The following is an 8,946-nucleotide window of genomic DNA, read 5'->3' on the forward strand; positions in this document are numbered from 1 at the left end:
TCCCCCCCGGCCCGGCCCGGCGGCGCCCCCCCCCTCCCCCTCTTCTCGTGGGGTCTGGGGCCGCCCGCCCCCCCCCCCCCCGAAGCTGGGGATCCATCAGATTGCGCGGCTGCTGGTGATTTCCCTGCCACCGGCTTCGCGGCTGAGGCCGCTCCCACAAACGCAGGGAGGATTGCTGGTAAGGCTTCTGCCGAGCATGGCTCGGCATTACATCAATGCGGAAATGCAGAAGCCCGGCTCTTGGCCGGGCTTCTGGTTCTGCTTTCCTGCTGGAGCGTTGCCTCAGCGCACTTCTTCGTAGCGCAGCACCATGCCTGGCTTCAGTACGGCGCTGGCGTCCAGGTTGTTGGAGGTCAGCAGGGTTTTCACTGATATGCCGTAGCGGCGGGCGATGGTCCAGGCGGACTCGCCGCTGCGCACCGTGTGGCGGCTGCCATTGCTGGCCGAGGCCACTGCACGGGAAGGAGCTGCCGGGCGGCTACTGCTCTTCGCAGGCGCGGCAGGTGCCGCATCGCGGGTCGCCACCAACACGCTCTCGCTGTTGTCGCTTTCGACGCTGCCAATGGCAGCAGCCGGAGCCAAAACCCGGGTGCCGGAGCGCGAGCTGGTCAGGGCGGGGTTGAGGCGGGCGATGCGGGCCGGATCCAGCGCATTCTGCGCCGACCAGGCGGCCAGGGTGGTGTTGGCCGGCAGCGTGTGGCCCTTCAGGATCGGCACCTGCCGGTCCAGCGCGGCCATCAGGTCGGGTTCGTTCTCGGACTGTTCCAGCACGCAGGCCAGTGCATGCAGCTTTTCAACGTAGGCGTAGGTGATCGGCGACAGGCCAGGCAACTCGGACGCGGTGGCGTTCTGTGCGTTCATGCCACCGCGACGCAGCGACTGCAGGATGCGGTACTCGCCGGCGTTGTACGCCATCACCGCCAGCTGCCAGTCACCGGCAAACATGCCGTGCAGGGTCTTCAGGTAACGCACGGCGGCGCGGGTGGAATCCACCGCCGACAGGCGGCCGTCATAGCCCTTCTCCATCGGCACGCGGTGGTTACGCGCGGTGGTGGCGATGAACTGCCATAGCCCGGCCGGGCCGCTGGCGTTGCGGGCACCGGGGCGGTAGCCGCTTTCAACGAAGGGGATCAGCGCGAATTCGGTCGGCAGGCCGGCACTGCGCAGCTCATCGACGACGTAGCCGAACAGCGGCAGCGCGTCGTCCTCGACATTGCCCAGTCGCGACGGGGCGTGCGAGAACTGCTTGCGCCAGCGTGCGCTGGTGGCTTCGGCGTCGCACTGCGGTGCGGCCAGGCCCTCACGGAAGTTGGCGAAGATCTCGCGTCCGTTACGGGTAGTCGGGGCCGGCAGCGAGGCCGGGTCCAGTGGTAATGCAGTCAGTGCGGCGACGTTCTGGGTCATGCCGGCGCTGACCGGGAGGGTCTGGGCGGCCAGCGCGCCGCTGCCCGTGCCCAACAACAACCCCAGCGCCAACGGCAGACAAAGCCGCCTCATGCGCGAAAACCGTCTTTCCACCGCCGCAATTCGGCGAAGACTTCCACCTCATCGGTGGGCGCGCGACCAAGCTGCGCGGCGATCGCTGCAACAATCGCGGTATCGGCAGTCCGCAGAAACGGATTGCATTCCAGTTCACTGGCCAGGACGGCGGGAACGGTAGGACGGGAACTGCTGCGCATGTCCGAGGCTTCCTGTTGGCGGCGTTGCAATGCCGCGTTGGTGGGGTCGACATGCCGCGCAAACACGGCATTGGCCAGCGTGTATTCGTGCCCGCAGCAGACCAGTGTCTGTGGGGGCAGGGCGGCCATTCGCCGGAGCGAGGCCAACATCTGGGCCGGCGTACCTTCAAACATGCGTCCACAGCCCAAGCTGAACAACATGTCGCCACTGAACAAATGGTCGTGGCCGTAGTAGGCAATATGGCTTCGGGTGTGACCGGGAACTTCCATCACGGTGAAGTCGAAGCCCGACAATTCTACCCGGTTGCCTTCGCTGACTCGTTCACATTCCAATGGGATGCGTTCATCTACAGGGGCGATCACCCGCAGCCGCGGCCAGCGCTGGCGCAACTCCGCCACCCCGCCGATGTGATCGTCGTGGTGATGGGTGAGCAGGACACCAGCAGGCTGCATGCCTTGCGCAGCGGCTTCGAAAACCGGGCCGGCCTGGCCGGGGTCGACGAAAATCGTGCGCTCATCAGGCGTTTGCAGCGCCCAGATGTAGTTGTCCTGAAATGCGGGCAGGGCGATCAGTCGCATAGAATTGGAAAATGCCTGCCGCCAAGTCCCCCCGTCAAGCTGCAGTCTCGCCCTGGTTTGAGAAAGCCGGGGCGCAGGCGATGCGGGAATGGGAGCAGCGGCTGCTGTCTGAACAAATGCGCGGATTTCCCTCGCCGCCGTGGCTGTGGATGGCGCCAAACGCCTTCTGGCGGCCGGACCCCTCCCCGCAGGGCCGTGGCCTGCACCTGCACCGCGACCCGCAAGCGCCTGGCTGGGCAGGGGATCTGCGCTGCGGCCTGCCGTTGCCGCTGCCCAGCGAGTCGATCAAGGCCATCGTCATCGAACATCCGGCGGCCGAGGAGCTGGAGCCCTTGTTGTCCGAATGCGCGCGGGTGCTGATGCCTGGTGGGCGGATCTGGATGACCGTGCTCAACCGCTGCAGTCCGTACCGTGCGCACTGGCAGTGGCAGGGCGCGCGACCGCCGCCGGTGTCACGTTGCAGGACACTATTGCAGCGGCAAGGCATACGATGTCGCTCGCTGCGGCACTATGGCCCGCTGTGGACGCAGTCGGGCAATACCCCGGGCACGGCTCTGCCGGCCCTGCGCGCCTTGTGCGTGCTGGAAGCTGAAAAACGCACCGCGGCCTTGATCGGCCCGATCAAGGCCAGTCGCGTCAGTTGGCGCGGCCCGGTGGCGACCTGAATTCAACGGAACACTATGAAGTCAATCGAAGTACATACCGACGGCGCCTGCCTCGGCAATCCAGGCCCCGGTGGATGGGGCGCGTTGTTGCGTTACAAGGGCCATGAGCGCGAGCTGGCCGGCGGCGAAGCCCACACCACCAACAACCGGATGGAGTTGATGGCCGCGATCATGGGCCTGGAAACGCTCAGCGAGCCCTGCAACATCACCTTGTTCACCGATTCGCAGTACGTGCGCCAGGGCATCACCGAGTGGATGCCGGGCTGGGTGCGGCGCAACTGGAAGACCGCTGGCGGTGATCCGGTCAAGAACCGCGACCTGTGGGAACGCCTGCATGAGGCCACCCAACGCCATCAGATCGATTGGCGCTGGGTCAAAGGCCATTCCGGTGATCCGGACAACGAACGCGTGGACCAGCTGGCCCGCGATGCTGCAATCCGCGTGCGCGCTGGCGCCGCGAGCAACTGAGGGTAGCCGATGCGCCAGATCGTCCTAGATACCGAAACCACCGGCCTGGAATGGAAGAAGGGCAACCGCGTGGTCGAAATCGGCTGCGTGGAGCTGCTTGAGCGGCGGCCCAGCGGCAACAACTTCCACCGTTACCTGAAGCCGGATTGCGACTTTGAATCCGGTGCCGCGGAAGTCACCGGCCTGAGCCTGGATTTCCTCGCCGACAAGCCGCGCTTCGAGGAAGTGGTGGATGAGTTCCTCGCCTATGTGGATGGCGCCGAGCTGATCATCCACAACGCCTCGTTCGATATGGGCTTCCTCGAAAACGAGATGAGCCTGGCCGGCAAGGGGCGCCTGGCCAACCGGGTGACGGTGACCGATACCCTGGCGATGGCGCGCGAGCGCTATCCCGGCCAGCGCAACTCGCTGGATGCGCTGTGCCGCCGTCTGGGCGTGGACAACGCCCACCGCACGCTGCATGGCGGCCTGCTCGATGCGCAGATCCTGGCCGACGTCTATATCGCGCTGACCTCGGGTCAGGAAGAGATCGGCTTTGGTCAGCCGGAAGCGGAGGTGGGCACTGCAGGCGGTGCCGCGCAGGCATTCGATACCTCCGTGCTGCTGCCGCGGCCGCGTGTGCTGGTCACTGCCTCGGAGCAGGAGGCGCACGAAGCGCGCCTGGCCAAGCTGCGCAAGAAGGCCGGTCATGCCTGGTGGGATGGCGAGCCGGCACCGGCGCCGGTCGAGTCGGCCTGAGTCGCGCCCGGCTGTGATTGGCCGGCCGGCGCTTGTCGGCGTATTGAAGTGAAGCAGGGGCCGCTGCCTTAGTGGCAGCGGACCAGGACGACGGTGACGTTGTCCGAGCCGCCGCCATCCAGCGCTGCAGCGACCAGTGCGTCCACGCATTCCTGCGCGCTGCAGTCGCCGTGGGCCAATGCCTGGGTGAGGCCGGCGTCGTCCACTTCCTCGGTGAGCCCGTCACTGCACAGCAGCAGCTGCATGCCCGGACGCAGTTCGCCAGTCATGGTGGCGACGTTGAGGTGGGCCGGATCGGTCACCCCCAGCGCCTGGGTGACCACGTTGCGGTGCGGGTGGGCGCGGGCCTGCTCGGCGGTGAGCGTGCCCTGCGCGATCAGCTCCTGCACGTAGCTGTGGTCCTGGCTGAGCTGGGCCAGCTTGGCGTCGCGCCACAGGTAGGCACGGCTGTCGCCGACCCACGCCACTTCGAACCGATTGCCCTGCACGCGCGCGGCCACCACGGTGGTGCCCATCGGCAGGCTGTCATTGCGGCGGCGCGAGGTGCGGATGATTTCCTCGTCGGCGGTGCGGATGGCCTGCACCAGCGATGCACCATTGCGTACTTCACGCACGATGGTCTCGCGCGCCAGTGCGCTGGCTACCTCGCCGCAGGCGTGGCCGCCCATGCCGTCGGCAACCAGCCACAACCCCAGCTCGCCGTCACCGTAGTAGGTGTCTTCATTGAGCTGGCGGCGCAGACCGACATGGCTGAGGTGTCCGAATTCGATCATGAGTGCCCGAACGGGCTGTATATCAACGGTGAAGGTCGCTGCATCATCGCGTTCATGGAGGTGTACGGCAAGCGCCTGCATACACTCGTTTGGCTGGCGGAATGCAGCGCCTGCATGGCCAATCTATCCTTTTCGTTAAAAACCGCTTGTCCGCGCGGCCAATGCCCCTTATTATTCGCAGCCCGGTTCGCCGGGGACCATCTGGAGAGGTGGCAGAGCGGTTGAATGTACCTGACTCGAAATCAGGCAGGCGTTTATAGCGCCTCGGGGGTTCGAATCCCCCCCTCTCCGCCAGATACTTGAAAAAGCCACCTTCGGGTGGCTTTTTCTTTTTCCGCCCGTGTTGGCTTGGTTGCGCGGGAGAGCGGCAGCCTGCGACGCATCAGCGGCTACACTGTGCGCCTGATCCAATCGGTAAGCCCCATGTCAGAAATTCTCGTCCCCGTGTCCTTCGGTGAGCTGTTGGACAAGATCTCCATCCTGCAGATCAAGTCCGAGCGCATGAGCGATGCGGCAAAGCTGGTCAATGTGCGCAATGAGTTGAACGCGCTGGACAGCACCTGGGCCGCGCACCCGGCCGCCGCGCAGGACATCACCGCGCTGCGTACCGAGCTGAAGGCAGTCAACGAACGCCTGTGGGACATCGAGGACGACATCCGCCTGAAAGAGAAGGCGCAGGCCTTCGACGATTCCTTCGTGCAACTGGCGCGCAGCGTCTACATCCAGAACGATGAGCGCGCACGCATCAAGAAGGACATCAACCTGGCGCTGGGCTCCAGCTACGTGGAAGAGAAGTCCTATCAGGACTACCGCGCGGGCTGAATCTGCCTTGTAGGAGCGGCGTAAGCCGCGAAGATCGTGGATCAGCAGATGGCGGGAATGCCGGGTGGGTCAGCACAGTCAGCTTCGCAGCTGACGCAGCTCCCACAAAAAGAAGCCTGGATCCGCTCTGTGGGAGCGGCGTAAGCCGCGAAGCTCGTAGATCAGCAGATGGCAGGAGTACCTGGCGCTGCAGCAGGGCCAGCTTCGCGGCTTACGCCGCTCCTACAAAAAAGCGGCTCCCGCAGCTGCCTAGCTCTGATGATCCGCGCGATAACGCTCGAACGCGGCAATCGCATCTTCCACGGTGATCAACGACATCACATCGTCGAACTCGATCTTGGTGCCCCATTTCAGCTCGCTGGCCGGCTTGTTGAGATAGCGGCGGGCGGCATCGTCGTAGCGGTCCACGCAATAGCGGCGGGCGGAATAGGGGCCGCTGCGCGCCGGGTTGCTGGCCGCATGCAGGCCCAGCACCTTGGTGCCGACCGCGTTGCCGATATGCATCGGGCCGGAGTCGGGGGTGACCAGCAGCGAGGCGCGGGCCAGCAGCGCGGGCAGCTGCTTGAGCGTGTCCTTGCCGACCAGATCCAGCGCCGGCTGCTTCATTGCAGCGAGGATGGCGTCGCTGGTGCTGCGCTCCAACTCGCTGCGGCCACCACACAGCACCACCCGCCAGCCCTGACTGGCGGCGTGGTCGGCCAGCGCGGCATGGCGCTCGGCGTACCAGTTGCGGCGCTGGTGGCTGGAGCAGGGTGAGATCATCAGCACCGGGCGGCCATCCTCATCCCATTGCGCGCGCGCCCACTCGTGGGCTTCCGGCGGTGTGGCCAGGTCCCAGCTGACCTCGGTCTGCTTCAGGCCCAGCGGTTCGCAGAAGCTGCCGATGGCATCGAGTACATGGATGCCGGGGCGGTCCGGGATGCGCTCGTTGATGAAAAGACCGTGCAGGTCCTTGGAGCGCGACTTGTCGTAGCCAATACGGCGCTTGGCCGGAATGAAGGCCGACAACAGGTTGGCGCGTGCGGCGACCTGCATCTGCAGCAGCGCCTCGAAACGACCGGCTGGAAATTCGCGACGCAGCGCACGCATTCCGGCCAAGCCGCTGTTCTTGTCGTAGATGTGGAAGCTGACCCCCGGCAGGCCATCAAGCAGCTTGTGGCCCGCTTTATCGATCACCCAGTGCAGCGGCGTGCCCGGAAAGCCCTGCTGCAGGGTGCGTACCAACGGGACCACATGGGTGACATCGCCCAATGCCGAGAGGCGCAAAAGACACAACGGGGAGGACGATGCAGGCATGTGTTGTTAGACTCGTGGTGATGGTCGCATTTGACGCCACTGAAGCGCTGACGCCCTGCCGCGATGGTCGCGGCTATGGCGCCATTCTGTTCGACCGCGAACGCCTGCGGCAAGCCGATCCCGGCTTGTTCGCGCCTGCGCGATGGGGCAACAAGGCCCAGCCGGTGGGTGAGGGTGGGCGTGGCGGTGCATGGTTCATCGACGCGCCGTTCGGCCGCAGCGTGCTGCGCCAGTACCTGCGCGGTGGTGTTGCTGCCAAGCTCAGCCACAGCAGCTATCTATGGCGCGGGGCCAACCGCACTCGCAGTTTTGCCGAGTTCCGCCTCATGCGCGAGCTGATCGTGCGCAAGTTGCCGGTGCCGCGCCCCTATGCCGCGTTCTACATGCGCGAAGGCCTGCGCTACAAGGCGGCACTGCTGATGGAGCGGCTGGAAGACGTGCGTTCGCTGGCCGACCACGCGCAGATCACCGGCCGCGGCGCGCCGTGGGAGGAGGCTGGGCGGATGATTGCGCGCTTCCATCGCGCGGGCCTGGATCACGCCGATTTGAATGCCCACAACATCCTGTTTGACGATGCTGGCCGTGGCTGGCTGATTGATTTTGATCGAGGCGTGCTGCGCATTCCTGCCACCCGCTGGCGCGAGCGCAACCTCAAGCGCCTGCTGCGCTCCCTGCTCAAGCTGCGCGGCGCGCGCAGCCGCGAGGACGTGGAGCAGGACTATGCGCGGCTGCGCCGCGCCTATGATCTGGCCTGGAACCGGGGCGTGTGACATGAGTTGGGCGTTGCGTTTCCTTGGCGTCGGCAATGCGTCGGCGGTGGAGCTGGGGTCGCCGATGTCGGTGATCGAGCACGGCGGCCAGCCATGGCTGACCATTGATTGCGGCGGCGAAGGGCTGACCGCTTACCGCAACCATTACGGCGCCATGCCGGACGCGCTGTTCGTCACCCATATCCACCTGGACCATGTGGCCGGTTTTGAGCGTCTGTTCGTCGATGCCTTCTTCAATCCGCAACGGCGCGGCAAGGTGCGGCTGTACGTGCCGGCGCCGCTGGTGCCGCTGCTGCACAAGCGGGTAGGCGACTACCCGAACGTGCTGGCCGAGGGCGGCGCCAATTTCTGGGATGCCTTCCAGCTGATCGTGGTGGGTGATGCGTTCTGGCATGACAGCCTGCGCCTGGAAGTCTTCCCGGTGCGCCACCACTGGCCGGAAACCGCCTACGGCCTGCGCCTGCAAGGCGCGCTGGTGTGGAGCGGCGACACCCGTCCGATCCCGGAAATGCTGGCGCGTTTTGCCGGCGACAATGAACTGATCGCCCACGATTGCGGCCTGCACGGCAATCCGTCGCATACCGGCGTGGATGACCTCGAACGCGAATACGACGCCACCACCCAGGCGCGGATGATGCTCTACCACTACGCCAGCGCCGCCGACGGCGACGCACTGCGCGCCCGCGGCCACCGCGTGGCGATGCCGGGTGAGTGCGTGCTGCTGGCCGAGCCTACGGCACCGCGCGCGGAGCCGTTTGAGGGCTGAGCGTCGTGCTTCGGCTCCATGAAGCTTGGCCGCACGTAGAGCCCAAATTGTCCGCAGCAATGATCACTAAGCCCCTCTCCCGTATGCGGGAGAGGGGTTGGGGTGAGGGCAAGGCCGAAGCCAGCCTCTGTCAGTCCCATCCGAACCCTCCGAGGCAACGTAGCCCGGGTAAGCGCAGCGCACCCGGGAAGCATGCCGGTTAACTCGTAACCAATAAGAGGCCAATTCGTGGCCGGCAATCGGTCGATCGCCAGGCAGAAGTCCTGCCCGGCCCAAAGCCCCGGGTGCGCTGCGCTTACCCGGGCTACAACACGCACAAGCAAAAGCCGCCGCTTCAGCAGCAGCGCAACTTTCAAGGGCCCAAAAAGGTGGCGACCCCGCCGGCTGACC

The 8,946-nt window shown here is 65.7% G+C and carries 10 protein-coding genes and 1 tRNA gene; 7 read left to right on the top strand and 4 right to left on the bottom strand.

The genetic code is table 11. From position 1 onward, the window contains the following. Positions 1-282: 282 nt before the first annotated feature. Positions 283-1,497 (bottom strand): lytic transglycosylase domain-containing protein, encoded by a 1,215-nt coding sequence (locus tag ACVOLV_RS21420; RefSeq protein WP_481556120.1) that lies wholly within the window; start codon positions 1,495-1,497, stop codon positions 283-285. Continuing rightward, positions 1,494-2,258 (bottom strand): hydroxyacylglutathione hydrolase, encoded by a 765-nt coding sequence (gene gloB / locus ACVOLV_RS21425; RefSeq protein WP_481556121.1) that lies wholly within the window; start codon positions 2,256-2,258, stop codon positions 1,494-1,496. Before gloB ends, ACVOLV_RS21420 begins: the two co-directional genes overlap by 4 nt. A gap of 116 nt (positions 2,259-2,374) precedes the next feature. Between gloB and ACVOLV_RS21430 the strand changes: the two genes are divergently transcribed. From ACVOLV_RS21430 to dnaQ, 3 genes are read left to right on the top strand one after another with little or no spacing between them, the layout of a single operon-like run. Beyond that, on the top strand, positions 2,375-2,923 hold the full coding sequence (locus ACVOLV_RS21430) for a class I SAM-dependent methyltransferase (RefSeq protein WP_481556122.1): 549 nt from the start codon (positions 2,375-2,377) through the stop codon (positions 2,921-2,923). Positions 2,924-2,938: 15 nt separating this feature from the next. Next, positions 2,939-3,391, top strand: coding sequence for a ribonuclease HI (gene rnhA, locus ACVOLV_RS21435; RefSeq protein WP_282270937.1), 453 nt, complete (start codon positions 2,939-2,941; stop codon positions 3,389-3,391). Between the two features lie 9 nt (positions 3,392-3,400). Beyond that, positions 3,401-4,129, top strand: coding sequence for a DNA polymerase III subunit epsilon (dnaQ, locus tag ACVOLV_RS21440; RefSeq protein ID WP_481556123.1), 729 nt, complete (start codon positions 3,401-3,403; stop codon positions 4,127-4,129). A 68-nt stretch (positions 4,130-4,197) separates the two neighbouring features. Here dnaQ and ACVOLV_RS21445 read toward each other — a convergent pair whose 3' ends face one another. Next, positions 4,198-4,902, bottom strand: a complete 705-nt coding sequence (locus ACVOLV_RS21445; RefSeq protein ID WP_303749097.1) for a PP2C family protein-serine/threonine phosphatase — start codon at positions 4,900-4,902, stop codon at positions 4,198-4,200. Positions 4,903-5,105: 203 nt separating this feature from the next. Here ACVOLV_RS21445 and ACVOLV_RS21450 point away from each other — a divergent pair. Next, positions 5,106-5,196 (top strand) — tRNA-Ser (locus tag ACVOLV_RS21450). A gap of 129 nt (positions 5,197-5,325) precedes the next feature. Then, the gene (locus tag ACVOLV_RS21455) at positions 5,326-5,724 is read left to right on the top strand and encodes a DUF6165 family protein (protein ID WP_303749098.1); all 399 of its coding nucleotides are present in this window, start codon (positions 5,326-5,328) and stop codon (positions 5,722-5,724) included. A 249-nt stretch (positions 5,725-5,973) separates the two neighbouring features. Here ACVOLV_RS21455 and ACVOLV_RS21460 read toward each other — a convergent pair whose 3' ends face one another. After that, positions 5,974-7,020 (bottom strand): glycosyltransferase family 9 protein, encoded by a 1,047-nt coding sequence (locus tag ACVOLV_RS21460; protein WP_481556124.1) that lies wholly within the window; start codon positions 7,018-7,020, stop codon positions 5,974-5,976. A gap of 20 nt (positions 7,021-7,040) precedes the next feature. Between ACVOLV_RS21460 and ACVOLV_RS21465 the strand changes: the two genes are divergently transcribed. Then, entirely contained in the window at positions 7,041-7,790 is a 750-nt protein-coding gene (locus tag ACVOLV_RS21465; protein WP_481556125.1) for a 3-deoxy-D-manno-octulosonic acid kinase, read from the top strand. A gap of 1 nt (position 7,791) precedes the next feature. After that, positions 7,792-8,556 (top strand): MBL fold metallo-hydrolase, encoded by a 765-nt coding sequence (locus tag ACVOLV_RS21470; protein WP_481556126.1) that lies wholly within the window; start codon positions 7,792-7,794, stop codon positions 8,554-8,556. Positions 8,557-8,946 lie beyond the last annotated feature (390 nt).

This window comes from Stenotrophomonas sp. STEN023, from assembly GCF_056760135.1.